The organism is Hyphomicrobium sulfonivorans, from assembly GCF_013306565.1.
Classification (GTDB): Bacteria; Pseudomonadota; Alphaproteobacteria; order Rhizobiales; family Hyphomicrobiaceae; genus Hyphomicrobium_A; species Hyphomicrobium_A sulfonivorans.
In genome coordinates this window covers 441,428-465,681 of sequence record NZ_PZPO01000001.1, presented here as the reverse complement: position 1 = coordinate 465,681, position 24,254 = coordinate 441,428, and the positions used below count along the sequence as shown (strand labels likewise).

The following is a 24,254-nucleotide window of genomic DNA, read 5'->3' as shown; positions in this document are numbered from 1 at the left end:
CGCGGATCACGCAACCTTCATCAGCACCGGGCGCGGGCGGAAAACTCCGCGCCAATACGATGCCGTTGCTCAGTTCGGGACGGTGGTCGCCGACGCGGTCTGGCCTGCAAGCTGCGGGTCGACCATCGCCCGGATGTCTTCCATCGTCAGCTCTTTCTTTACGAGCCGGTTGCCGACGAAGAAGTTGGGGGTGCCGATAACGCCAAGCTTGCGCCCGCGGTCCTTCACCCACTTGAGCCCATTGATCATGGCTTGATTCTTCAGGCACGCATCAAACTGGTCGCGCGTCATCCCCACCTGAGCTGCAACCTTGAATATGGGGTCGAGGCGCACTTCCTGCGAGACCCAACTGGATTGTTGCTCAAGAAATTTTCCATGCAACGCCAGATATTTATCCGGTGGGGCGCAGCGCAGCGCGATGGTGGCGTTGCCCGAGGTCTTGCCGATCGGGAACTCGCGCAGGATCAGGCGCACCTTGCCGGTGTCGATATATTCGCGCTTCAGCTGCGGAAACGTGTTCAGGTGGAAGTGGCGGCAGTGCTGGCAGGTGAGCGAGGCGTATTCGACAATCGTCACCGGCGCATCGGCCCGGCCGATCGACATTTCCGGCAGCGAGCCGGTCAGCATCACATCTTCGATCGTTGGGTCCTTGATGACCTCGCGACCGCCTGACGGCTTGGCGGTCGGATCAGCGAACGGATGGAACCGCTCCGGTCCGCTGGAGGCAACATCCTCAGCGGTCGGGAAGGGGCTGTTGTCGTCGGCTGTGGTCTGCTCCGGCGACAACGATGCTGTGCTGGTCAGCGCGCTACCGCCGCATCCCGCGACCAAGGCGGACAACAGCAATGCGGCGGCGAGTGCGGCTGATTTCATCACGGGTGCGATGCTCAGTTCTTTTCGAGCAGCGGTTCGATGGCGGCGTCGAACTTGTCCATCGTGTTGCCGCCCTCAAGCTTCTTACCGTTGACGTAGAACGTCGGCGTGGCCGAAACTCCGAACACTTCCGAAGCGCGCGTGCGGCCGGCGGTGATGTCGTCCAGCAGTTTCTGATCGGTCAGACACTTGTCGAACGATTCCTGCGTGAAACCGGCCTGCTTGGCGATCTCGAACAGGCGCGGTACGGGGTTGCCTTCGCCGAATGCCCACTCGTTCTGCTTCTCGAACAGCACTTCGATCATCGGCAGCGCCTTGTCGTTGCCGGCGCAGCGGGCCAGCATCGATGCGGCAGCAGCCAGATTGTCGAGCGGGAATTCGCGGAACACGTAACGCACCTTGCCGGTGTCGATGTACTTCTTCTTGAAGTCCGGCCAGACGTTGTTGGTGAAGGTGGCGCAGTGACCGCAGGTCATGGAGGCGTATTCGACAACCGTCACCTTGGCGTCATCGGGACCGATAGCCAGATCCGGCAGGCCGACCGGCTTCATGAGTTCCGCGACCGGAACTTCGCTCGGACCGCGCGACTGGGCGGCAAGCGGCAGGGCAAGGGCAGCGCCAAGCGCGGTGGCGCAGGCGGCGGTGAGCACGGCACGCCGAGCGATCATATAGCGGCCGGATGAAATCTTGGATGCGGACACGTGCATGGCTCCTTGGGAGTAGGAATTATTGGGCGTTGTTTGTTGGCGCACCGCCCATGCCGTCAATCTTTTCGATAGGGCCGGGTTAGCACGCTATAGAGCGATGGAATAAGGCAAAACGGCCTTTGCTCCAAGCCGGTCAAGCTTAAGCCGCGCTTAAGCAAAGCTAGCTCAGCGGCTTTTGGGGGCGGCCCATCAGGCCGGTTTTCAGTCGGGTCAGGGCTTGCCGCAGGTGTTCGTCGGCAATATCGGCCAGTTCCGGCGCCGGTACGGGCTGGGCTGGGGGCAGGGTAGCGGAGGCGTCCTCCCGCTCCGGCAGTGGGGCCTGCAGGATGCGCAGCTCGGCCACGGCGCGATAGCCGAAATGGGCGTTGATGCGCTCGATAAGCTGTTGGCCCTTGTACTGAATGTCGAGCGCCCGGGCAGGGTCTACACGCAGGATCAGTGTGCCCCCAGGGCGGCTGGAAGCGGTTTCATCGGGATCAGAGTAGTCGACGCCACGCGGCCACTTCAGGCGCTCCGGCGCGGTATAGGCGGCAACGTCGCGACCGACGATCGTGGCCCATTCCAGAATGAGGGTGGCGGCAGCAAAGCCATATTTTTCAAAGGCTTTGTGGGTCAGCTTGGGCACGAAAGCGCCAACTGCGCGGGCCGAGATGTAGTCGCGCGACGAGCGCATCGGCTGATATGAGCCGGTCGGCGCTGCCGGATTGCGCTGGGTAGTCGAGCGCATCATCGGCCGGGAGCGTGGCAACGTGGCGTTGCTAGCCATGGGGATTGTCACCTTAGAACGTTTGCAGCCCGCTATGCGATGCTTACCATCAAGGTCATCGATTCGCCGGCGCCGGGAGAACATCCCCTTGACTGCTGTTGCGCGAAAGCAACTTCCGCTTAGGCCCGCTGGGCCGGACACGGTGGACGCGTTGCTTGCCTGGTACGACGAGGAGCGGCGGGAGCTGCCCTGGCGCGTAGCGCCGGGAAAGCGTGCCAATCCCTATCGGGTATGGCTAAGCGAAATTATGCTGCAACAGACCACCGTGAAGGCGGTCATCCCCTACTATCAGCGTTTTCTCCACCGTTGGCCGACGGTGAAGGCTCTGGCCGCCGCGCCGCTTGACGACGTGCTCGCGGCGTGGGCCGGCCTTGGCTACTACAGCCGCGCGCGCAACCTGCATAAGTGCGCCATCGCGGTAGTCGAGCAGTTTGGCGGCAAGTTCCCTTCAACGGTTGGGGAACTTCAGAAGCTGCCGGGCATCGGCCCTTACACCGCCAACGCCATCGCTGCGATTGCCTTCGGCGAAGCTGCAACGCCGGTCGACGGCAACGTGGAGCGCGTCGTGGCGCGGCTGTTCTCGGTGCGCCAGCCGCTGCCAACCGCCAAGACAGAGCTGAAGCGCCTTGCTGCCACGCTGACACCGGATCGGCGCGCGGGTGATTTCGCACAGGCGATGATGGATCTGGGCGCGGGCATCTGCACGCCGCGCCGGCCGTCGTGCCTCGTTTGTCCCGTGCAGAGCGATTGTGCCGCTGCCGCGCACGGCATGGCCGAGACGCTGCCGATGAAACTGGGCAAGGCCGAGCGGCCCAATCGCGTCGGTTTCGCCTTCGTGGCGCTGAGCGAGGATGGCCGCGTGTTGCTGCGCCGTCGCCCAGAAGCTGGATTGCTGGGCGGCATGCTGGAGGTGCCGGGGCCGGCCTGGGGAGATGAGCTGCCGCCGCGCAAGGATGCGTTGCGTTCAGCGCCGGTGCGCGGCGACTGGTGGGAGGTGCCGGGCACAGTGGTGCACGTGTTCACGCACTTCCGGCTGGAGGTGATTGTTTTCCGCGCGCTTGTTCCTGCCGATGCGTCGCTGACGTTCTGGGCCGAGCCCGACCGCTGCCAGTGGGTCGCGCGCCGCGATCTGCACGCCGCCGCACTGCCCAGCGTCATGCGCAAGATCATCGCCCACGCCCTGAGCGAGAACTAGCGCCGTACCGTCGATTGCTAACCCCTTGGTGGGCGGCGGCGCTCTGTGTTCGGCGACGAGCCCGGTCAGAATATTTCGCCGATTTTTCCCTTGCGGCTCTGAGCCCGCATGTCGGTGAGAGCCCAGGCTTCGATAGCTGCCAACGCTTCCTTACCACTGCGGAACTTTGCCTCGAAGCCGCGGAACCTGTTGGCGATGGCCTTGGTCTCAGGCACCTTGACCGACTTCATGTTTTGCAAAATGGCCGCGACAGCTTCAGGCGTCTGAGCGCTGCGCAGTTCTTGTACGTATTTGATGACAGCCGCTTCATCCAAGTTTGCTGGTTTTTTCGGCGCTTTTGGAGTTCCATTCTTTGCAGCCTTGGTTTTCGGCTTTGCTTTTTTGAGCGCCTCAAGAACTGCTGTCAGATCGTGGTCATCAAACTCGGCAATAGAATTTAAAAACGCTCTGAGATCATCCTCTTCGGCGCGCGGAAGCGATCGGCGTGACGCTTGCAGCGTATCCAATACCAGCATCCGGAGTTGGCCTATCTTCATTGGGGAAGATCCTTGCACTTATCTTGTCGCCGAGTGCGATGAACATGTCGCGCACGTCATTATCGGTACTGAAAGCGAGGCCATTGCCGGCAATTCTCGAAATTGCAGCCTTCCTGCAAATCCAGGCATCCGAGATGATTTCGGGGAAGGGTGCCTTTTTCCAGTACGATGGTATCAACTGGCGTAATTGCTCCAGCGCTTCGGTTTCGTTTGCGGAAAGCCGCTGAGATTGTGCGACGAAGGTAGGGAGCACTCCGACTATCTCCAGAGCAGGATTAAGCTCGGCCTTCAGCTCATGGAATACGCCCAATGTATTGATTGTGGCGTTGGTGCACAGGCCGTCCAGCATCGTCGGAATAAGAACATGTGTGCTGGCGCAAGCTGCATTGATGGTAGCTGTCATCAATCGCGGAGCGGCGTCGATAATCACAACGTCGAAGTTCCGTTGAACGATCGGATCAGACAGATAGTTGTGCGTGTTGAAGCGTATTTCAGGGGCGTTAGGCTGGGTGAGCCAGCGCAGCAAAACCTGATTTTCTACTTTGTTGAAGCCATAGAAGCACGGGAAGAATCGGCTCTGTGGCAGCTCTGGATGCAGGCTGTACGACTTCGCCAAAACCGCTTCTGGCGCATGCTGCCCTGAGATCAGGCCTATTGCGGAAGCCTCTAGCTTCGCCTGCTTGGAGGCTGCCATGAGGATTTCGGTCAACGATCCCTGATAGTCGAAATCGATCAGCAAAACGCGCTTGTTGAGATGGAGCTCAAAGTAAGCTGCGAGATTGGCGGAGACGGTGGTTTTTCCAACACCGCCCTTGAAATTTGCGACGGTGAGAATCGGAATGCTCTTGTGCAGCTGTTTGTAGTGCTGGCCAACATCATGGCTTGTTGGACGCAGCCAGATATTGACTGACCCGTCCAAAACATCCTGAACCTGCTGGAAGTGCGTCTCCAGCGCATCTGCGCGCTGCTTGTCTTGCAAGGCAGCTTCCGCAGCCTGCTCAAGCTTTTCGTCTATCGACTTTTGCGACAGGTTTTTTCCAAGGCGCATGCCCCCAAGAAAAATCGTAACTCCAGTTCCGAGCGCGGCGAATATTGCGCCAAAAATCGTGAGCTCGGTTACGAGCGAGGTCAAATCCCCCAGCACAACGCCACCCCATTACTCTTACGCGTAATATGAGGCCGAGGATGCCGCGCAGTTGTGCTCGGCGCAACTACTTTGTTAACGTATATTAACCCCTTGGTGGGCGGCGGCGCTCGGAGAACCACTCGCGGTATTCGGTCATTTTCTGGCGCTGCGTTCCGGGTGCGCGGCGCTTGCAGGTGGCGGCTTCGTCGCTGTCCGCCGATGCGCCCCAACGCAGTTCCACGCAGTCGTTGATGTTGTAAGCCATCTCCAGATTCGGCGTGCGCTCCACCACATCCTGCAGCGTCAGCTTCCACGGCGAGCCATCGGTGCGCGTATAAGTGAAACTGCGCGCCTTCAGCTCCGTCGCCAGTACATTTTCAAGCTCGGCTTTCACATCGGCCGCGGTTTTACCGGCCGGCATGGCGTAACGCTCCGGACGCCGGGCCACGCGCTCGGGGAATTTGCGCACGACATCGATCGCGATCAGCAACCGCAGATCGCGCGACGGGGTGGCGAAGTCTTCCCACGGTCCGGTGGTCTCGAAGATCGAAGCCCCATCCGGCATCGCCACCTCGCGGCCGCCGCCCACCTGATATTTGCGCCCGTTCTCAACCGACGTAACGCGCGCGTTGACCTGCTCGTCGAGCGCCGTGATCGCCTCCTGCATGGCGCGCAGCGGATCGAGCGGCCGTGGCGACATCAACTCGTCCATGCGGTCGTAAAAGGCTTCGAGATCAAGATCGGATTGCTCAAGCGAGAAATCGCCATAGTCAGCGTGCGCAGCAATTTCCTTGTTCGTCAGACGGCGCAGGGTGCCATCGCGCGACATGACGACCGGACGGAAACGCTTGAAGCCGGGGCTGCCGAGGGCGGGGTCTTGTGCGAACAGGAAGTTGCCGCGCCAGAAGCGTTTGCGCGCAATGGTTCCGTCCGGCTGGCCGTCTACTGCCAGGAACACACCCGCGCCGTCTTCGGTTTGCGGCACGCGCTTGGTGATGACGAGCAGATGTCCGTATGGGTCGGCGTAAACCGTGCCGGGACGCAGCGTGTCTTCCTTCAGGGGCACCGGATAGTAATCGGTGCGGTCGTCGGTGTTCGCTGTGCGGCCGGAGCCGGAATGAACGCCGTTGGCGACGGTTGTGCGCAGATAGTAGCCGAACGACGGTACCAGCCCCGGTGGACGCAGTGATTGCTTCACTTGCTCAGGCTTTTTCGGCGTCGATCCGGTGAACAGCGAGAAGAAGTCGGCTGCAGGCGGCGGAGTTTTCGGTGCGGGCGGCTCCGGCGGCGGTTCTTCGTTCTTGATGTTCCACCACGCGTGGCATTGCGGTGCCTTGCCGCCACCACCGCGATTGCATTTTGCATAGCCGAATGGCAGACCAAGCTTGAAAGCAAAGTAGGCGCGCAGGAAGTAGGGCAGGTCGGCGCAATCGGGGCGGATGAAAAGCTTCTGCTGGTCTTCGCGCAGGCCGAGATGGTCGAACAACACGTTGCGCTGGCGGTCGCGCAGCACGTCATGCAGCGCCTTCCACGACGGCTGCTCGTCGAGCGGCGCATCGAACAGCTTCTCGATCCAGGCGGAATAGAGGTTTTCGGTCGGACGATCCCATGCGGCGCGGATAGGCCAGACGCTGTCCTGTGTCTGGCGTGGTGACGCGCTGGCCTTGGCCCGCACGGTGATCGGATGAATGATGGTCGAACAGTCGCCCTCGACGTTGGTGCGCAGCAGCTTTGCTTTCCATTCGCCTGCCGCCGGAGCGGGGACCTCAGCAAACCAGACGTATGGCGGGCCACCGAGGCGTGCGTCGGATTTCGCGGCCACCTTGCCATTGGGGGCGATGAGCGACAGCTCGCCCTGCAGCGGCGCTTCAGTGGAGAACAGGACGCGGAGTGGAGCGCCTTTCCATGGCGCGTGCGGTGACGCCAGCACGGCGACGCCTACATCTTCGCAATGGCCGTTCGCAGTTTCCGCTGTCGCTGGGACAGCGGCTAGCAGAGTGGCGATTGCGAATGACAACGTCGCGATCACACTGGCCCTGCTCGGATTATGTGGAGCGGAGCGATAACGCGACCGTTGGCACCAAACCTGGAGCTGGCGCAAAGCCTGAATCTGGCACCGACCCTGAAACTTGAAAGCCATTTCAGCCTCCCCCGCAATCTTCCGATGGCTGTCCATCGGCCATAGTGGCGAAAGTTTGGCTGAAATAAAGGCGCAGCCTTGAGCTGAGGCGCGGAGCAGGTGGGTTATCCGCTTTAATCAAGCGTCAGTGCGGTGCGCCGTTCCTGAAATGGCTGATATGCGGGAAATGTGCTTGTCGGGTGCCGGTAGCTGGGGCGGAGCTGTCAGGCCGCCCGTGCTTTCCGTTTCCAGATTGGATTGTCGTCGGCCAGCAGCTTGCGCATGGCAGCGATGTTGACCGGCGGCGAGATGCCGTAACCCTGGACGAATTCAACCATTCCCGTTGAGCGCAGCAGTTCCAGCCTTGCCTGGGTTTCGACGCCTTCAACGATGATCGAGCGGTCGGAGAGCTTCACCATCTCGATCACCTGCACCAGCATGCGCCCCATGATGCTGTCGGGCGGTGACATGGCGAACGAGCGGTCAAGCTTCACGCCATCAACGGCAAGCCGCGCCACCCTTTCAATGCTGGAATAACCGGTGCCGAAGTCATCGATGTAGGTTCTTACACCGTGAGCGGAGAGTGCCTCGATAGTGGCCTGAGCCTTGTCGAAATCGATCTCGTGGAACTCGATCAGTTCGATGGCGAGGCAGAAACGGTCGGATTGCTCAAGAAACTTGCTGAAGATCTTCAATATGCGTTGGCAATCGAAGTCGCAGGCGAAAACGTTGAAGTTGATCTCCAGCACATCGTCGCTCAACGGCTCGCGCATGAGTTCGTCAAAGGCGCGGTCCGCGATCAGTTGCGTGAATTCTGCGGTGCGGCCTGATTTGGCAACGATGTCGATGAACTTCGCCGGGCTGACAAGCGTGTCATCGACGTCCTTCCAGCGGGCCAGAACTTCAATTGCGGTGATCTTGTCGGACTTCAGATCGATGATCGGCTGGTATAGAGCGGCGATCGTTTCAGCATTCAGGCAGCGCAGAAAGCGCGCTTCGAACGACCAGTAGTTACGCAGCCAGGAAAGAATATTGTTCGCCAGTATCCATGCGAACAGCGCCGTCAGGACCACGGTGGAAGCGAGAATGGTGATGGCGCTGTTGGCCCAACCGAACAGGTCTGCCTTCGAGGCCACGCAATGCAGTCCGTATTCGTCGCAGGTTTCGGACGACAGCGTACTCAGGCGGGCGTTCCAGGTCTGCGGTTTTGGATCTTTGAAGCCGGCGTAAAGACCCCGCTTGCCGGCCAGGTGCCAACTTTTATCTGCGGAGACAGCCACAAGTTCCGATTTCAGCCAGGGCAGATCCTGAGCCTTTTTCGCATAGGGTGGGATGGCTACGGCGTAGTTGCCGAGTTGAGCGATGCTTCCGATCGCGCCTGATAGCCCTATCGGTTCCAGGTTTCGTTGAATGCGCCAGCTTATATGGTTGGGGCCGGGAATAACGACATCGGTCTGTCCCAGGGAGATTGGCGGATTGAAAGCAATCTGGCTGGTTGAACACTGAACGCGCCCATCGGGCGCATAGAGGAATTCATTCAGGCCATCCGGCAGGAATGCAACGCGCAGCATTTGCATGCGGAATTGCTGCGAACACGGAATGCCGGTCACGTTGTCGTTCAGCAAACGCAATGTGCGTATCGCGTTTTGGTGCACCGCCGACGTGCGCTGTAACTCTTCCTGCTGCCGCTGGTGCATCAGGCTCGACACCTGCCACAGGATAAAACCATAACCGACCAGCAGCATGGCACCGAAGATGCCACACCACAGCAGAAAGCGGAGCAGTCGTTGATGGTGCCCGGAAACGAGGGCGCGTGCGATCGCAGACATGGCGGCTTGTTTTTGTTTGTTGCAGCGCAGCGGGTTGAGCCGTCATAGTGCCTGATAAACTGTGAATATTATGTATGGCTGTCAAAACTATTTCGCCGGTTGCGCAGGTAATCCAATTGTTCGTCGTCTGACCGCTAAAACATGCTTCAAAATGAAAACGCCCTCCGGCGGGGGAAGCCGAAGGGCGTTGCTCGGTCAAGGGCATCTGTCTCAGCAAATGCGCTGTGTCGGGTTGATGATCGCGATCACGGCCCGGGCATTTGCTGAAGGGCACGCGTTGCGCGCGGCCAGACAGAAGCTTAGTGGCGAACGCCGCGGCGTCCGTCGCCCTTCTTGACAACCGAGAGGTGGACCTTCTGCAGGCCCGAGAAGCCAAGCGCGTTAGCAGCGCCCTTGGAGAGATCGATGATGCGACCCTTGATGAACGGGCCACGGTCCACGATGGTCACGACCACGGAACGGCCGTTGCGGACATTCTTCACGCGCAGCTTGGTGCCAAACGGCAGGCTGCGGTGTGCAGCGACCATATCACCGGCGCTGTAGGAGCGACCGCTCGCGGTCACTTTCAGGTTGGAATAGTGTGATGCGATGCCGGTCTGCGCGTTGGCGTTCGAGGCCGGCAGCAGGGCGACGGCTGTAGCAATTGCAATCAATCCAGAAAATAGAGCTTGCATGGGACCTCCCGGGGTTGCTTCGACGGGAGGCTCTTTTGCATGAACAACTGGGCAGGGGAATGGTTGCGCCAATCAAAGAAATGCAACTTGCTGCAATATACTTTTCATTAAACCTCTAGTTGCCCGTATTACATGTAAGCTTTCAATTTTACGCGGTGATCAGCGGATGCGTTTTGTCGCGACGTATTAACTCTCTTGGCGAAGCAATTTTCGGCTTTCACCCGATTTGAGCACTGTTCCGACGCGCGTTTGAAGCTGCGCTTCGCGGGATCGAACACGGCGGATTGCTCCGTGCGATTGAATGCGATCCGAGCGCTGCAGAGGCTCAGGCTCGCTTTTTGGTCGTGCGTTTGGTGGTAGTCGATGCAGCACGCCGGGCCGGCGTCGATCGGGCCGATGTCTTGGCTTTCGGCGAACTTTCACCACCACCGCCGCGGCCTTTGGCAGAGCCGCCCTCGCCGATTGATTTGCGCAGCGCCGACATCAGATCGATGACCTTCGCGCTGCCAGGCGGCGGCTCCTCATGCGGGGCCACGATCTTCTGGCCTTTGAGCTTTTTGTTGATCAACTCACGCAGGGCCGCCGCGTAATGGTTTTCAAATTCCTTGGGTTTGAACGTGCCGGATTTACGGCCGATGAGTTCAATCGCCAGGTCGATCATTTCCTTGTCAGGCTTGATGTCGGGCACTTCGGCGAAAAACTGGGGCGCCTCTTTTAACTCATCTGCATAGCGCAGCATTTCCATCAGCAGCCCGTCTTCCAGCGCCGAGATAGCCACGAGCCATTCGCGCCCGCCGATGGTGAGCTGAGCCAGGCCGGTCTTTTCGGTCTTCCGCAGCGCATCTCGAATGACGACATAGCCTTCGGCGGCATGCTGATCAGCGGGGGCGATGTAATATGGCCGCTCAAAAAAGCGCGGGTCGATTTCTGAACTGTCGACGAATTTGACGAGGTCTATCGTCTTTTTGCTTTCAAGTTTTACGGCGTCGATCTCGTCCGGATCGAGCACGACGTAAGTATCCGCGTCGACCTCATAGCCTTTCACGATGTCGGCGTTCTGGATTTCGCCAACGCCCTGCACCGTCTTGGTGTAATTGACGCGCTTGCCGGAGGGCTTGTGGATTTGCCGGAACGAGATCTCGGATTTGCTCTCGACCGCGTTGTAAATTTCAACGGCTATCGACACCAGCGATAGCCGCAGGAAGCCCTTCCAATATGCACGCGCGGCCATCGTCTACTCCGCAAACTCAAGGTGGTGGCCTCCACCTTATGACGTCAATGATGAGAAAAAGGTTCCGTCCCGATCGATGCCGTGCAGCGCCCTGATCTGTTGATCCGCCCCTTCGTCGAAGGGGATGCGCCGGGGGCGTGGCGTGTTCTGGAGCCGATCATCCGCGCGGGCGAGACCTACGCGCTGCCTCGCGACATGCCGGAGCGGGAGGCTCTGGCCTATTGGACCGGCGCCGATCGTCGGACGTTCGTGGTCGAGAAGGACGGTGAGATCGTCGGCACCTATTATCTGCGCGCCAACCAGGCGGGCGGCGGCGCGCACGTGGCCAATTGCGGCTATGCAACCTCAGGGGCGCACCGAGGCCAGGGGATTGCGCGGAAAATGGCCGAGCATTCTTTGGATGCTGCCCGCGCCGGGGGCTTCAGGGCGGTTCAGTTCAATTTCGTCGTTGAGGCCAATGCGCCAGCCGTCCATCTCTGGCGTTCGCTGGGCATTCTGGAGGTTGGCCGGTTGCCGGAGGCGTTTCACCATCCGGCCGCGGGCTATGTCGATGCATTGGTGATGTTCCGGTGGCTTTAAATGCCGGCGGTTCTGCGGTGGCGGGCGTAGGCTCAGCCTGGAAAGCGCCAAATGCGACGGCCGATCCGATTCGCATTGATCGGCGGGCGTTGCATTGCAGTCACCCTTAGTTAAGCAAGGGTTGTTACTTTCCCAAAATGAGGCGCGGGGGGAGGTTGTGTTCCGTAGTCCTCTATTGCTGATACGAGGATGACCATGCGGATCACGTTCGCTCTCGCTCTGGCGGCATTCGCCGCTTTGGCCGTTTTCACGGTCCCCCAGTCGGATGCTCGCGCCGAATTTTACCGGACCCCGTCCGGTGAGGTGAAATGGCGCCGCCTGCCCCAGGATTACCAGGGCCCCTATTTCTTCTACTACAAGGGCTATGCTTATCCGTACTATCCGGGCCTCGCCTACCGCGAGCGTACCGGTGAGGTGCGCCCCTCGGATGCACCCTATCGTGAGCGCGTCCGTCGCCAGTAGGCTGCGCTACGCCTTAGCTGCATAGAATTATCGAGGCCGGTCCGTTTCGCGCGGGCCGGCTCTTGCTGTTCCAGGTTGGCGTCGCGTAAGGCGGCTGGCTGCGGTGAGCCCAGCCAATGGCTGCGAGTGGCCAGCAACGCCTATTGGTTCACGGCGACGGGGCCGTTTTCGTCCCCCACAAACTCATACAACGACGGATCGAACGGTGGCCGGGGCTTAGTCTCGGCGATTTTTTGCGCCTGCTTCTTGAACATCCAGAGCGTCCAGTTGGCCAGATGGATTTCGCGTCGTGCCGCGCCCGGATCGATCAGCGGCGTGGTCGGCAGGCGCATGCCCTGCTCCTTCAGGACGTAACCGATCGGCAGCTCGATCTCGTCTTGCATCTCGATCAGTTCGGCGAACAGCTTTGCGGCCGGCGCGACAAGGCTTCCGAAGCCGTTACGCGGCTGGGCCGCGCCGATGACGTAGAGGTTTTTGACCGCGTGGGAGAAGGCGCCGCCGTAAAGCTGCGGGACGTTATTTTCCATGGCGACCAGCCCCTTCGGCAGGAACGGGATGGAATTGTTGAAGCCGGTGGCGGCGACGACGAGATCATATTCGCCCACGCTGCCATCGGTGAAATGCACGCGCGTGCCGGAAAACCGCGCAATATCTGCGCGCGGGCGAATGCGGCCCTGGCGCAGATAGTTCAACACATCGGTGCCGAAAGCCGGGTGACGTTCGAACAGCTTGTGGTCGGGCTTCTGCAATCCGTAACGACGATAGTCGCCGATGAAGACAGAGATGAGCGCGCGCAGGATGATGCGCTGCATCAAGACCGGCAGGTTCCAGATCGGCAGATCGGTCAGCGGGCGCCCGAATGCGGTTTTGGGCAGGAACCAATAGCCCGAGCGCAGGCTCCAGTCGCATGAAGCGCCGACGCGAGCGGCTTCGCACGCAATATCGCAGCCGGAGTTGCCGCCGCCGATCGCCAGCACGCGTTGGCCCTGAAGCTGTTTGGGTTCGCGGTAATCAGCGGAATGGATGAACCCACCGGTGAAGCGGCCCGGGTAACGCGGCATGCGCCGATCCCAGTGGTGGCCGTTGCACACGACGATGCCGCGATAGGTGCGTTCCTCGCCGTCATCAAAACGTACCTGCCAGCTTTCGTCGGCGAGCGGCTGGGCGCGCACCACCTTGCGCTGCAATTCAATGTGTGGGCCGAGATCGCGATCGTGCGCAAAGTTTTCCAGATAGCGCAGAACCTGCGTGCTGCTGGGAAAATCCGGATAATGCGCCGGCATCGGATAGTGCGTGTACGCGGTCGATTTTTTTGATGAAACGATGTGTACGCCTTGATAGACGCCGTGGCGCCATAGGCCACCGACGCCGTCGCTGGCGTCAATCAGGTCGAAGGCAACGCCGCGCTGCTTCAGCGCATCCGCCATCGCCAGACCTACCGGGCCTGCACCGATGACAAGCAGGCGATCGGTTCTCAGCGAAATACGACGCATTCACCCGCCCCATTCATTCATAACGATATGAACAGAACTGGATTAGACCCGTGCAGCGCAGTCGTCTACTGCGGCGAGATTCAACTAACATCTCGGCAGTTGACAACATCCGGCAACTGCGGCCTGCGCTATGCGCCGGGAGGTCTGCCCCGGCGCAATTGTCGCAAGAATGGTACGTTTGCTGACTTACTCGGCAGCAACCAGGGTGGGAGTGCTGCTAAGCCCAAGCTGGCGCTTTGCTTCTTCGCGCAGAAGATCGATCGGCTTCAACTTGCCTTCCGCTTCGAAGTGCCAGTAAGTCCAGCCATTGCAAGCACTTTTGCCCTGCGCAATGGCGCCAAGACGGTGAATCGAGCCCTGATTGCCGCCCCAGGCGAGCGTGCCGTCGGCCTTCACCTCAGCCTTGATGCGCTTGCGCGAGTCGAGCAGCGTTGCGCCCGGCGTTAGCAGTTTCATTTCTACGATCTGACCAAAAGGCACGCGCGGTTCAGCGCGCTTGCTGCGCACCGTTTCCAGCGCGGTCAGAGGCAGAGGCGTGACGCGGGCAATGCGCTCTTCGGCGGCCTTGGCATAATCGGGGTCGCGCTCGATGCCGATGAAGCTGCGGCCAAGCTGCTTTGCCACCGCGCCGGTTGTGCCGGTGCCGAAGAACGGATCAAGCACCACGTCGCCCGGCTTGCTCGTTGCCAGCAGCACGCGCTGCAGCAGCGCCTCCGGCTTCTGCGTCGGGTGCGCCTTGCGGCCGCCGTCGTCCTTCAGCCGCTCCGGTCCGGAGCAGATGGGGATGAGCCAGTCGGAGCGCATCTGCAGGTCGTCGTTCAGCGCCTTCAGGCTTTCATAGTTGAATGTCGCGCGCGAACGCTGGTCGCGCGTGGCCCAGATGAGCGTCTCGTGCGCGTTGGTGAAGCGCTTGCCGCGGAAATTCGGCATCGGGTTCACCTTGCGCCAGATCACGTCGTTCTGAATCCAGAAGCCGAGATCCTGCAGGCTGACGCCGAGGCGGAAGATGTTGTGATAGGAGCCGATCACCCAGATTGCGCCGTCGGGCTTCAGCACGCGGCGGCACTCGGCCAGCCAGGCATTCGAGAAGCGATCGTAAACGGCGAAGCTGTCGAACTTGTCCCACTCGTTATCGACGCCATCGACGCGCGTATTGTTCGGGCGCATCAGATCGCTGGCGAGCTGCAGATTGTAGGGTGGGTCGGCGAAGACGAGGTCGACGGAAGCGTCGGGAAGCTTCTTCAGGGCAGCAATGCAATCACCGACGATGATGCGATTGGCCGAAGCGGCCTTGGACGAACGACGCATAACCATGAAACGCAACTCTCACGTAAGGGGAACAGCACACCCGGCAGCGGCCGGAACTGGCTGGATTCTAACTGTGGAAAGTTGCGCTTGGCCAGCAATTTATCTGTTGCCGATGCAGGCGAAATGGTGAAGGCGAGTCGGATCAAGCGCTTGGAGTCGTTTCGGAATCTATACAACTTCCTCGTCTTCCAGCAGGCCGAGCGCGAGTTGCACTGTGCGGAACGAGCGGCGGTGATGGATGGTGACGCCAAGACGCTTGATGGCATCCTGATGCTCGGCGGTGCCGTAGCCCTTGTGACGCTCGAAGCCGTAGCCCGGATGTTGTGACGCGAGCTGCACCATCAATCGATCGCGCGTGACCTTGGCGACGATCGAGGCAGCCGCAATCGACAGGCATCGCGCATCGCCCTTTACAACGGTGCGAGACTGGCAGTTGAGCGTCGGCGCGCGATTGCCGTCGATCACCGCAAGCTTTGGCCGTTGCGGAAGCTGCTTCACCGCCTGTGCCATCGCCCACATGGTGGCGTGCAGAATGTTGAGCTTGTCGATCTGCTCAACGGTGGCGATGCCAACGCCGACGATTGCAGTGGCGTGGATACGGCCATAGAGGAATTCGCGCGTATCGGGATCGAGCACCTTGGAATCGTTGATGCCGTCAGGGATGCGCTCGGGATCGAGAATTACCGCAGCGGCGACCACAGGCCCCGCCAGCGGACCACGTCCGGCCTCGTCAACCCCGGCCACCGGACCGCCATGTAATTGCAGCTCCGCAGCTTCCAGCTCGAAGGTCGGGCGCAGTTTTGGCTCGGCGGCAGTGTTCCCCATGGGGAGGGAAGTTCGGCCCACCAGCTTGCAGAGTCAAAGCACATCCGCTCATAGCCTGAGGAAAACACTCAGAATAGCGCCATTTGTTGCCCTTTGAGCACGGGGTGGCGAAACAGGTCAGTGCGCAGCTGCTTGCGTTCGGCATTAAGGCCGAGGCGTCGCACCGCCAGACGGAAGCGGGCCGCGATCTGATCGGCATAGGGGCCGGTGCCGCGCTGGCGGATGCTGAATTCGGCGGTGTAATCGCGGCCGCCGTGCATCGATTGCAGCAGATGCATGACCCGGTCGGCGCGGTTAGGGAATTCCGACGCCAGCCATTCGCGGAACAGCGTGCTGATTTCCAGCGGCAGCCGCAGCATGACGTATCCGGCCTGCGTTGCTCCGGCCTCGTGCGCGGCTTCCAGAATGCTTTCTATCTCCGGATCGGTGAGGCCGGGAATGATCGGCGCGACCATCACCGTTGTGGGAATACCTGCGGCAGCGAGCTGCTTCACGGCTTCCAGCCGCCGGCGCGGCGTCGGGGCGCGGGGCTCCATCGCGCGCGCAATCTTGGGATCGAGCGTCGTTATAGATAGCGCCGCCCGCGCCAGGCCGCGCTCCGCCATGCGGGCGAGGATATCGATGTCGCGCGTGATGAGCGCCGACTTGGTGACGATGCCGACCGGATGGTTGGTGCGCTCCAGCACTTCCAGCACCGAACGCATTATGCGCCGTTCGCGCTCGATCGGCTGATAGGGATCTGTGTTGGTGCCGATCGCCATGCAGGCGGGCTGATAGCGCGGGTTGGAGAGTTCTCGCTCGAGCAGTTGCGCTGCGTTGGTGCGCGCATAGAGCTTGGTTTCAAAATCGAGCCCGGCTGAATGGCCGAGATAGCAGTGGGTTGGCCGGGCGAAGCAATAGATGCAGCCGTGCTCGCAACCGCGATAGGGGTTGATGGAGCGATCGAATGAAATGTCCGGGCTGTCGTTGCGGGTGATGATGGTGCGCGCGGGATCGTCAAAAACGGTTGTCTTGAAGGCGTCCAGCTCCGCAAGGCCATCCCAGCCGTCATCAAACGTCTCGCGCCGTTCGGTTTCGAAGCGGCCGGTGTGATTGGACTGCGCGCCGCGTCCGCGCCTGCGTTCCTCATCAACGAGGCCACCGGGCGATGCTTCCGGCTTTGGCTGGCGGCGAAACTGTTGCACGCAAATGCTCCGAGTTCAGGCTGGACGGTGCCCTCTGCTGCCGCTGTATTGGGCGCAAACGGCCGCCACCCGGAAGGTATGGTAGCGACTCATACAAAGCAAGAACAAAAATGGAACAATTCGGATTGAGTTCGCGGCGGCGGTGAGCAAATTACGGGGCCGGGATGCCAGAGCCCTCGAATTAATGGCGGCGGTTGGATTTCGCTAACGAGCATAGCTGAATGGCAGGCCCGGATCGGCTGCTCGGCTTGGCCGCGGCTCCGCACCACTCCGTCGCAGGCCTAGCGGCGAAGCTCAGCCACGAAGAGATGAGTGGTGCGACCTACAGTAATCTGGCTGATCTGCAATTCGGAGGGCTCCGGTGAGAGCTGAAGCTGCGCCCCAATATCCGGGGCCAATGCGGCCATCTAAGCCAATCCAGCGTGCGGCGGTGCGTGTGCTTCTGACAATCGTAGCGGCTGCTTGATGCGGCTTCGCTTGGGCGCCACATATGCGCGCGATCACATTGCGTGCGCGGCTCGGTCGCGGAGCGTCGAGGCGCACGGCGCATGCCGCTGCTGACGTGCCCAGCGTGTGCCGGACGGACCGCGCGCATTGGCGGTTGAAATCCTTTGTTGGTCCTAATTTCGCCGCGAGATTTCGATGCTCTGATGGCGGATCAGCGCTTCGGGGTGAAGCGGCCAACATGCACAGCCGTCGCAAATCTTACGTTGCAGCGATGCCGCGCATGGAGTTCGCAAGGCGTCACCCGTGCGTTGTGGTGCTGTGTGATCGACGCCTGAATCTGATGCGCAGCGTCGAGATCGGTCGCTGCAAAGCTTAGAAGAATTTCAAGTAACGCAGCCGGATCGTGCTGCATGCAACGGCGTTAGTTACGTTTGTCGGTTTCCGGAATTGCGCGCGCTGGGTGGGCGGACAATTCTGGTTGACAGTGGTAGTGGTGCATCGCGTGTGAGTTTAGTGTCGAGGGGGAACGGTGATGGCGCAGACACAAGTGCAATTCACCTCCGTACAGGTTTTGCAGGCTGCGAAGCGTGCCGAAGCCGAGGGCAAGATGGACTATGCCCTCCAGTTCTATCGTCATCTTGTTGAGCAGCACGGCAACACGCCTGAAGCGCAGGAAGCGCGTGAAGGATTGTTTCGCATCGCTGAATGGCGTTGGGGCGAAGCGCGCGTTACGCATGGCCGCGACGGTGGCGGCGAAAGTGCAAGCGCTCAATCCGGTGACGCCGCGCCTGCAAGCGAACATGGACACAACCAGCGCAGCGAGCGCGCTCAGACGCCGCCTGCTCCGCCGCCGGTTCGTCAGCATGGGCACAATAATCGCGCCAATCCCGCTAACGACACATCTGCAGACTTTCGCTCTGAAGCTGCCGCCGCTACGTTGCCGCAGATTGTTTCGCGCCGCCGCAACGAGGCTGAGGGCGAGGTGGATTATTTTGAAGAGCGTTTCAGGCTTGCACGGATCGTTGCGCACACGCTGAGCGCTGTCGGCTGGATGATGATCGCCGCAGGCGTTGTAGGTTTTGTTGGCGGCGTAGCCGATCTCGTCGCTGAGCTTGCCATGCCGGCGCTATTGGGCCTGCCGATTGGCGTTCTTGTGGGTGTGCCCACGGCCGTGTTCGGGCTGTGCTTTGTCGTGGCTGGGCAGATTGCGGTGGCAATTTTCGATAGCACTAACGCTGCGCTTGAAACCGCAGCGATGGAGCGCGCGCCGAAGGGCTACTGAGCTACCGCCCCTTTAAGTGAGCCGGCAGGCGGGCTCGACCAAAAGCAGCAGCTTGTCAGCCCTTTCGCTCCGTCAGGCGGGGCTGGATGTCGGCCAGATTGCAGGGCTTGTGGCGGCTGTCGAGCTGCCATTTCAAAATTCCGTTCCAGGCATCCTTGCAGGCGCCAGGGGAGCCCGGCAGGCAGAAGATATAGGTGCCATTCGCCGTGCCGCCGCAGGCGCGGGACTGAATGGTCGAAGTGCCCACGCTCTGGAACGAGAGCATGTGGAACACCACCGAAAATCCTTCGATTTCCTTTTCGAACAGCGGCTTCACCGCGTCGGGGGTGATGTCGCGTCCGGTGAAGCCGGTGCCGCCGGTGGTCAGGATGACATCAACGGCCGGGTCGGCGATCCACGCTTCGACCTGAGCGCGAATAGCGGTGATGTCGTCGGTGACGATTTCGCGCCGGCCAAGGTGATGGCCTGCTTCCGTGATCAGAGCTTCCAGCGTGTCGCCGGAGCGGTCGGTTGACCGGTCCCGGGTGTCGGAAACAGTGAGCACCGCTATCCGCAACGGCCGGAAGGCAAGGCTTTCGTCGATTTTGGAAATGGACATTCGGCGGCATCCGATCTTGGGCGGCTGGATGTTGGTGGGCGTGGGACGCGCGATGGAGCTTGCGCTGGCCCGAGGTTCAGCTTTTCAACGCAGCTTTCACATTCAGCAAATCGCGCCAGGCCATGTTTTTTGCAGCCGGAGTGCGCAGCAGATAGGCTGGATGCAGTGTTGCCATGGATTTGTATTCCTGGCCGCTGACAGCGAACGGTCGCCACTTGCCGCGCAGGCGCATGATGCCGTCAGCAACATCAAACAGCTGCTTGGCTGCGGCGCCTCCGAGGGCGAGCACGATCCTGGGAGCCACGAGCGCAATCTGCTTTTCGAGGAACGGGCGGCAGGCAATGGCCTCTTGCGGTGTCGGTGTGCGGTTGCCCGGCGGGCGCCAATAGACGATGTTGGTGATGTGGACGTTTGTTTCGTCGACGTCGATGGCGGCCAGCATGCGGTCGAGCAACTGGCCTGCTCGGCCGACGAACGGCTTGCCGGCCAGATCTTCATCGCGGCCCGGCGCTTCACCGATGATCATCAGCGGCGCGCGCTCTGCTCCGCGATAGAAGCACAGGTTCTTGGCGGTCGCCTTTAATCCACAGCCGTCGAACGATGCGAGGGCGCTGCCCAGATCGGCCAGCGTGTTGATATTCGCAAGATCGACAAACGGAGCGACGTCAGCGGGTGCGGCTGCTGGGCGCACCGAGAACTGGCGCGCAGGCTGTGCCGGGGCGGCAGCTCCGGCATAGGGCGGGCGCTGCGGCACTCCGGTAGGCAACGGCCGCGCGGGTGCACCCGGCCCCCGGGCAGCAATGTTCCCTTGGGAAAAAGCCTGTGCGCCTTGAGGCGCTTGGCCAGCGTCGGCGAGCAGCCTAAATCCTTGTCCTGGGGCCTGTTCACCCCGCGCCAGCCAGTCGACAGTGGTGTCAGAAATTGCTGCGTCGACGCCCATGGCCGCATACCACGCAAGGATGCGTCCGGCGGCGCGCTGGGCCTCAATGTCGCGATTGCTGTCAGAGCTCATGGGGCTACCTTATCGCGGTGCAGCGTGCTCTCCTAGCGTTGTAGCTTTTCCCTCGCAGCCGCGTGTTGTGAAAATTGCGGCCCCGGGGCGCTTGACGCTGCGGGGCAGAGGGACCTACGACCACCTTAGAGACATTAGAAGTTTGCAGAAGTTTGCAGACGCTTGCCGCCACGCGAGGTGATACCGAATATGGCCGAGACCGCTCCCGAGCTGCCGCCCAGAGAAGGGATGGAATTCGACGTCGTTATCGTCGGAGCTGGTCCTGCCGGGCTCAGTGCCGCCATTCGACTGAAGCAGCTCGCCGCAGAGGCCGAAACCGAGCTGTCAGTGGTCGTGGTCGAGAAGGGTTCGGAGGTTGGCGCTCATATTCTTTCCGGCGCTGTGATCGATCCCAAGGGTATCAACCGCCTCATTCCGGACTGGAAGGAGAAGGGCGCACCGATCGATACTGAAGTGAAGGACGACCGCTTCTACTTCCTGACGGCGACCAAGTCGCTGCGGCTGCCCAACTTCTTGATGCCGCCGCTGATGAACAATCACGGCAATTATATCGTCAGCCTCGGCGCGCTGTGTGCATGGCTGGGCGAGCAGGCGACGGAGCTGGGCGTCGAGATCTATCCGGGCTTTGCGGCCAGCGAGGTTCTCTACGACGAGAACGGCGCCGTTGTCGGCATCGCGACCGGTGACATGGGCATCGGCCGCGACGGCCAGCCCACCGACAACTTCGTGCGCGGCATGGAACTGCGCGGCAAATACACGTTCTTTGCCGAGGGCGCCCGCGGCTCGCTGAGCAAGCAGCTGATTGAGCAGTTCAAGCTGACGGAAGGCCGTGAAGGCCAGAAATTCGGTATTGGCCTCAAGGAGTTGTGGCGGATCGCGCCGGAGAAGCACAAGCCCGGTCTGGTGCAGCACTCATTTGGCTGGCCGCTGGACAGCCGCACCGGCGGTGGCTCGTTCCTTTATCACTACGGCGACAACCTCGTTTCGGTCGGCTTCGTGCTGCACCTGAACTACGAAAATCCGTATCTTTCGCCGTACGAGGAGTTCCAGCGCTTCAAGACCCACCCCGCCATTCGCGACACCTTCGAGGGCGGCAAGCGCATGGGCTACGGCGCGCGCGCGCTGACCGAGGGTGGCTGGCAGTCGGTGCCGAAGCTCACATTCCCCGGTGGCGCGCTGCTCGGGTGCTCGGCTGGCTTCATGAATCTGCCGCGCATCAAGGGCAGCCACAACGCCATGCTTTCCGGTATGGCAGCGGCGGAAGCGGCGTTCGCCGCCATGGCCGAGGGCCGGCAGCAGGATGAGCTGACCGCTTATTCCGAAGCGGTTGAAAACGGAGATATCGCCAAGGATCTGAAGCCGGTACGCAACGTAAAGCCGCTGTGGTCGCGCTTTGGCACCTTCATTGGCTTCCCGTTCGCCGGCCTCGATATGTGGCTGAACACGCTGATCCCGGGCGGGCTGCGCTTCACGCTCAGCCACCGCAAGCCGGACTATGCAACGCTGAAGCGGGCTGAGAAGGCCAAGCCGATCGACTATCCCAAGCCCGACGGCGTGCTGACCTTCGACCGCCTGACGAACGTGTCGTTCTCGGGCACCAATCACGAGGAAGAGCAGCCGGTTCACCTCAAGCTGACCGATCCGGCCGTGCCAGTTTCTATTAACCTGCCGGAATTTGCCGAGCCGGCGCAGCGTTATTGCCCGGCTGGCGTCTATGAGATCGTGGTTGAAGCCGACGGCGAGCCGCGCTTCCAGATCAACGCGCAGAACTGCGTCCACTGCAAAACCTGCGATATCAAGGATCCGAGCCAAAACATCACCTGGGTGTGCCCGGAGGGTGGCGGAGGCCCGAACTACGCGGGTATGTGACGCCGCGTTGAGGCCCAGAAGCCAAGCAGTAAAACCTGCTTCGGCATATTTCGGCATTTGCCGGCCACAATTGAGTCGGCAAATGCCCCCGGTGCCATCGCAGGACCGCAATTCACCTCAACTGTGGAAGGCTGGCCCTAAACGCATGAGGGGTGTGGGCTTTTCCCGTAAGATTTGCAGATTCAACGTTACTCAAGCCCGGTGTCGCCAAATCATCGGGTTGTTTGCTAGTCTGTCATCTGCGGGAATCGGCCCACAGCCTCCAAAGGATGAGTTTGAATGCCGTCCAGCCTTCGCAAGCTGTTGCACGCCACGACCTTTGCCGGTTGTGCGTTTGTCGTAACCCTCAGCGCCGCGCAGGCCGCGACCGGGTTCTCTACGAAAGTCACTTCGCACTCGCTGCTGGGCAGCTATCTGGCCGCCAACATGGCCAGGAATGCCAACGAAACTTCCAATGCCGCGAGCTTTTATCAGAGCGCCCTGGCGCTCGATCCCAACAATCCTGTCCTGATCGAGCAGGCGTTCCAGATCGAGACCGCCGCAGGCAATTGGGAGCGTGCGGCGCCGCTGGCGCGCAAGCTGCTGGAGAAGGACGAAGACAATCGCATGGCCCATCTGCTGCTGGGCATCGATAGCTTCAAGCGCGGCGACTACAAGAAGGCCGATGTGTCGTTGCTCCGGGCCAGCGATGGGCCGATTGGTGAACTGACAAGCACGCTGGCGCGCGCATGGGCTGCTGCCGCCTCTGGCAATGAGCAGCGCGCCATCAAGCTGCTGTCGAAGCCGCGTCAGGCTGAGTGGGCGCAGTTCTATCTGAATTATCACAAGGCACTGATCGCCGATGTGCTTGGCGATACGAAAGAAGCTGCCACCGCCTACGAGCATTCAGTGCGCCAGGACGCGAGCACGCTGCGCATCGCATTGGCCTACGCCCGCCACGCTGCACACCACGGCGATGTGAAGCGCGCCAACGAGATCCTCGATACCTATGCCGATCGTGGCCAGCCGGAACCGCACATTCTGGTGCGTGAGCTGCGCGACGAACTGAAGAACGACAAGGCCAAGGTGCCGCTGATTGCGAGCACCGCCAACGAAGGCATGGCTGAGGTATTCTATGGTTTGGGTGAAGCGCTGACGAGCGAAGGCGGCGTCGGCATGGGCATTCTGTATTTGCAGCTTGCGCTCTATGCCGACCCCAACCACGCGTTTGCGCTTGCTGCACTGGCTAGCGCCTACGAGAACGCGCAGCGCTATCAGGACGCCATCGACGCCTACGATCGCATTCCGCAGAACACCGCGTTGCAGAGCGCTATCGATATCCGCAAGGCGTTCGATCTCAATTCGCTGGAGCGGCCAGACGAAGCCATTGCGATTCTTGAGAAGCTTTCCGCAAAGTATCCCGATGACCTCAAGCCGCTCGATGCGCTGGGCAGCATTCTGCGCGCGCGCAAACGTTACGATGAAGCCGCGGAAGTTTATACGCGCGCCATCAAGCTCATTCCCGAGCCGGACCGGCGCCACTGGAACATCTTCTATGCCCGCGGCACCTGCTACGAGCGCTTGAAGAAGTGGTCGCAGGCCGAAGTCGATCTCAAGAAGGCGCTCGAGCTTTATCCCGATCAGCCGCTGACGCTGAACTATCTCGGCTATAGCTGGATCGACCAGAACATGAACCTCAAGGAGGGCATGGATCTGATCGAGAAGGCCGTCGCGCTGAAGCCGGATGATGGCTACATCGTCGATAGTCTCGGCTGGGCGCATTACAAGCTGGGCAACTTCGCTGAGGCGGTACGCTTCCTTGAGCGCGCGGTTGAGCTGAAGCCGCAGGACCCGGTGCTCAATGATCATCTGGGCGATGCGCTTTGGCAGGTTGGCCGCGAGCGCGAGGCTCGCTTCCAGTGGGATCAGGCGCTGACGCTTGAGCCGGAGCCGGAAGAGATCGACAAGATCAAGAAGAAGCTGGCGGAAGGTATGCCCGCCAGCGTGCAGCTTGGTGTTGGTCAGCGCGAGACCAAAAAGAAGGACAGCGCTGACCCGCAGAAGCAGACCAAGCTCAGCCCGGGCATGGTGGAGTGATCCGGCGCGGTTGCGGGTTGTTGCGATCCCTCGTCACGCACTGAAATGCAAAGAGCCTCCGAT

Annotated in this window: 21 protein-coding genes; 6 read left to right on the top strand and 15 right to left on the bottom strand. The window is 60.9% G+C overall.

Going from position 1 to position 24,254, the window contains the following annotated elements; all coding sequences use genetic code 11:
* Nucleotides 1-69: 69 nt before the first annotated feature.
* From C6Y62_RS02100 to C6Y62_RS02090, 3 genes are all read right to left on the bottom strand, one after another.
* Nucleotides 70-873: a DsbA family protein gene (locus tag C6Y62_RS02100; protein ID WP_173952599.1), complete on the bottom strand. Its 804-nt coding sequence runs from the start codon at nucleotides 871-873 to the stop codon at nucleotides 70-72.
* Nucleotides 874-887: 14 nt separating this feature from the next.
* A complete protein-coding gene (locus tag C6Y62_RS02095; RefSeq protein WP_173953050.1) occupies nucleotides 888-1,541 on the bottom strand; it encodes a DsbA family protein in 654 nt (217 codons plus the stop codon).
* 199 nt (nucleotides 1,542-1,740) lie between these two features.
* The gene (locus C6Y62_RS02090; protein ID WP_173952598.1) at nucleotides 1,741-2,346 is read right to left on the bottom strand and encodes a DUF721 domain-containing protein; all 606 of its coding nucleotides are present in this window, start codon (nucleotides 2,344-2,346) and stop codon (nucleotides 1,741-1,743) included.
* A gap of 151 nt (nucleotides 2,347-2,497) precedes the next feature.
* On the opposite strand from C6Y62_RS02090, the gene mutY reads away from it, so the two are divergent.
* Nucleotides 2,498-3,541, top strand: a complete 1,044-nt coding sequence (gene mutY, locus C6Y62_RS02085; RefSeq protein ID WP_246274331.1) for an A/G-specific adenine glycosylase — start codon at nucleotides 2,498-2,500, stop codon at nucleotides 3,539-3,541.
* Nucleotides 3,542-3,606: 65 nt separating this feature from the next.
* On the opposite strand, the gene C6Y62_RS02080 is transcribed toward mutY, so the two are convergent.
* The 6 genes from C6Y62_RS02080 to ku form a co-directional block, all read right to left on the bottom strand.
* Nucleotides 3,607-4,047, bottom strand: a complete 441-nt coding sequence (locus tag C6Y62_RS02080; RefSeq protein ID WP_173952596.1) for a hypothetical protein — start codon at nucleotides 4,045-4,047, stop codon at nucleotides 3,607-3,609.
* Nucleotides 3,995-5,221, bottom strand: coding sequence for an AAA family ATPase (locus C6Y62_RS02075; protein WP_173952595.1), 1,227 nt, complete (start codon nucleotides 5,219-5,221; stop codon nucleotides 3,995-3,997). Before C6Y62_RS02075 ends, C6Y62_RS02080 begins: the two co-directional genes overlap by 53 nt.
* Before the next feature lie 85 nt (nucleotides 5,222-5,306).
* Complete coding sequence (locus tag C6Y62_RS02070) at nucleotides 5,307-7,232, bottom strand: hypothetical protein (RefSeq protein WP_173952594.1); 1,926 nt, start codon at nucleotides 7,230-7,232, stop codon at nucleotides 5,307-5,309.
* A gap of 314 nt (nucleotides 7,233-7,546) precedes the next feature.
* Complete coding sequence (locus C6Y62_RS02065; RefSeq protein WP_173952593.1) at nucleotides 7,547-9,151, bottom strand: EAL domain-containing protein; 1,605 nt, start codon at nucleotides 9,149-9,151, stop codon at nucleotides 7,547-7,549.
* A gap of 299 nt (nucleotides 9,152-9,450) precedes the next feature.
* A complete protein-coding gene (locus C6Y62_RS02060) occupies nucleotides 9,451-9,825 on the bottom strand; it encodes a septal ring lytic transglycosylase RlpA family protein (protein WP_068460873.1) in 375 nt (124 codons plus the stop codon).
* 325 nt (nucleotides 9,826-10,150) lie between these two features.
* Nucleotides 10,151-11,056 carry a non-homologous end joining protein Ku gene (gene ku / locus C6Y62_RS02055; protein ID WP_173952592.1) on the bottom strand — a complete coding sequence of 302 codons (906 nt, stop codon included), beginning with the start codon at nucleotides 11,054-11,056 and terminating at the stop codon, nucleotides 10,151-10,153.
* 96 nt (nucleotides 11,057-11,152) lie between these two features.
* Between ku and C6Y62_RS02050 the strand changes: the two genes are divergently transcribed.
* Together C6Y62_RS02050 and C6Y62_RS02045 are read left to right on the top strand one after the other, a co-directional pair.
* Nucleotides 11,153-11,635: a GNAT family N-acetyltransferase gene (locus C6Y62_RS02050; protein WP_173953049.1), complete on the top strand. Its 483-nt coding sequence runs from the start codon at nucleotides 11,153-11,155 to the stop codon at nucleotides 11,633-11,635.
* 189 nt (nucleotides 11,636-11,824) lie between these two features.
* The gene (locus C6Y62_RS02045; RefSeq protein ID WP_068460868.1) at nucleotides 11,825-12,097 is read left to right on the top strand and encodes a hypothetical protein; all 273 of its coding nucleotides are present in this window, start codon (nucleotides 11,825-11,827) and stop codon (nucleotides 12,095-12,097) included.
* 140 nt (nucleotides 12,098-12,237) lie between these two features.
* Here C6Y62_RS02045 and C6Y62_RS02040 read toward each other — a convergent pair whose 3' ends face one another.
* From C6Y62_RS02040 to C6Y62_RS02025, 4 genes are all read right to left on the bottom strand, one after another.
* A complete protein-coding gene (locus C6Y62_RS02040; RefSeq protein ID WP_173952591.1) occupies nucleotides 12,238-13,590 on the bottom strand; it encodes a flavin-containing monooxygenase in 1,353 nt (450 codons plus the stop codon).
* 186 nt (nucleotides 13,591-13,776) lie between these two features.
* Nucleotides 13,777-14,904 (bottom strand): site-specific DNA-methyltransferase, encoded by a 1,128-nt coding sequence (locus C6Y62_RS02035; protein WP_276509934.1) that lies wholly within the window; start codon nucleotides 14,902-14,904, stop codon nucleotides 13,777-13,779.
* 162 nt (nucleotides 14,905-15,066) lie between these two features.
* Nucleotides 15,067-15,723, bottom strand: coding sequence for a ribonuclease HII (locus C6Y62_RS02030; protein ID WP_083509545.1), 657 nt, complete (start codon nucleotides 15,721-15,723; stop codon nucleotides 15,067-15,069).
* 68 nt (nucleotides 15,724-15,791) lie between these two features.
* On the bottom strand, nucleotides 15,792-16,907 hold the full coding sequence (locus tag C6Y62_RS02025; RefSeq protein ID WP_173952590.1) for a PA0069 family radical SAM protein: 1,116 nt from the start codon (nucleotides 16,905-16,907) through the stop codon (nucleotides 15,792-15,794).
* Between the two features lie 979 nt (nucleotides 16,908-17,886).
* On the opposite strand from C6Y62_RS02025, the gene C6Y62_RS02020 reads away from it, so the two are divergent.
* Nucleotides 17,887-18,636: a hypothetical protein gene (locus tag C6Y62_RS02020; RefSeq protein ID WP_173952589.1), complete on the top strand. Its 750-nt coding sequence runs from the start codon at nucleotides 17,887-17,889 to the stop codon at nucleotides 18,634-18,636.
* Nucleotides 18,637-18,691: 55 nt separating this feature from the next.
* Here C6Y62_RS02020 and moaB read toward each other — a convergent pair whose 3' ends face one another.
* Together moaB and C6Y62_RS02010 are read right to left on the bottom strand one after the other, a co-directional pair.
* Nucleotides 18,692-19,234 (bottom strand): molybdenum cofactor biosynthesis protein B, encoded by a 543-nt coding sequence (moaB, locus tag C6Y62_RS02015; protein WP_173952588.1) that lies wholly within the window; start codon nucleotides 19,232-19,234, stop codon nucleotides 18,692-18,694.
* A gap of 76 nt (nucleotides 19,235-19,310) precedes the next feature.
* Nucleotides 19,311-20,246, bottom strand: coding sequence for a uracil-DNA glycosylase (locus C6Y62_RS02010; protein WP_173952587.1), 936 nt, complete (start codon nucleotides 20,244-20,246; stop codon nucleotides 19,311-19,313).
* A 189-nt stretch (nucleotides 20,247-20,435) separates the two neighbouring features.
* On the opposite strand from C6Y62_RS02010, the gene C6Y62_RS02005 reads away from it, so the two are divergent.
* Nucleotides 20,436-22,115 (top strand): electron transfer flavoprotein-ubiquinone oxidoreductase, encoded by a 1,680-nt coding sequence (locus C6Y62_RS02005; protein WP_173952586.1) that lies wholly within the window; start codon nucleotides 20,436-20,438, stop codon nucleotides 22,113-22,115.
* A gap of 279 nt (nucleotides 22,116-22,394) precedes the next feature.
* Nucleotides 22,395-24,191 carry a tetratricopeptide repeat protein gene (locus C6Y62_RS02000; RefSeq protein ID WP_173952585.1) on the top strand — a complete coding sequence of 599 codons (1,797 nt, stop codon included), beginning with the start codon at nucleotides 22,395-22,397 and terminating at the stop codon, nucleotides 24,189-24,191.
* Nucleotides 24,192-24,254 lie beyond the last annotated feature (63 nt).

Coding starts and splice junctions, on each gene's coding strand:
- C6Y62_RS02100 (WP_173952599.1), bottom strand. CDS start 873: ATGAAATCAGCCGCACTCGCCGCCGCATTGCTGTTGTCCGCCTTGGTC.
- C6Y62_RS02095 (WP_173953050.1), bottom strand. CDS start 1,541: ATGATCGCTCGGCGTGCCGTGCTCACCGCCGCCTGCGCCACCGCGCTT.
- C6Y62_RS02090 (WP_173952598.1), bottom strand. CDS start 2,346: ATGGCTAGCAACGCCACGTTGCCACGCTCCCGGCCGATGATGCGCTCG.
- C6Y62_RS02065 (WP_173952593.1), bottom strand. CDS start 9,151: ATGTCTGCGATCGCACGCGCCCTCGTTTCCGGGCACCATCAACGACTG.
- C6Y62_RS02060 (WP_068460873.1), bottom strand. CDS start 9,825: ATGCAAGCTCTATTTTCTGGATTGATTGCAATTGCTACAGCCGTCGCC.
- ku (WP_173952592.1), bottom strand. CDS start 11,056: ATGGCCGCGCGTGCATATTGGAAGGGCTTCCTGCGGCTATCGCTGGTG.
- C6Y62_RS02045 (WP_068460868.1), top strand. CDS start 11,825: ATGACCATGCGGATCACGTTCGCTCTCGCTCTGGCGGCATTCGCCGCT.
- C6Y62_RS02040 (WP_173952591.1), bottom strand. CDS start 13,590: ATGCGTCGTATTTCGCTGAGAACCGATCGCCTGCTTGTCATCGGTGCA.
- C6Y62_RS02035 (WP_276509934.1), bottom strand. CDS start 14,904: ATGGTTATGCGTCGTTCGTCCAAGGCCGCTTCGGCCAATCGCATCATC.
- C6Y62_RS02030 (WP_083509545.1), bottom strand. CDS start 15,723: ATGGGGAACACTGCCGCCGAGCCAAAACTGCGCCCGACCTTCGAGCTG.
- C6Y62_RS02020 (WP_173952589.1), top strand. CDS start 17,887: ATGGCGCAGACACAAGTGCAATTCACCTCCGTACAGGTTTTGCAGGCT.
- moaB (WP_173952588.1), bottom strand. CDS start 19,234: ATGTCCATTTCCAAAATCGACGAAAGCCTTGCCTTCCGGCCGTTGCGG.
- C6Y62_RS02010 (WP_173952587.1), bottom strand. CDS start 20,246: ATGAGCTCTGACAGCAATCGCGACATTGAGGCCCAGCGCGCCGCCGGA.
- C6Y62_RS02005 (WP_173952586.1), top strand. CDS start 20,436: ATGGCCGAGACCGCTCCCGAGCTGCCGCCCAGAGAAGGGATGGAATTC.
- C6Y62_RS02000 (WP_173952585.1), top strand. CDS start 22,395: ATGCCGTCCAGCCTTCGCAAGCTGTTGCACGCCACGACCTTTGCCGGT.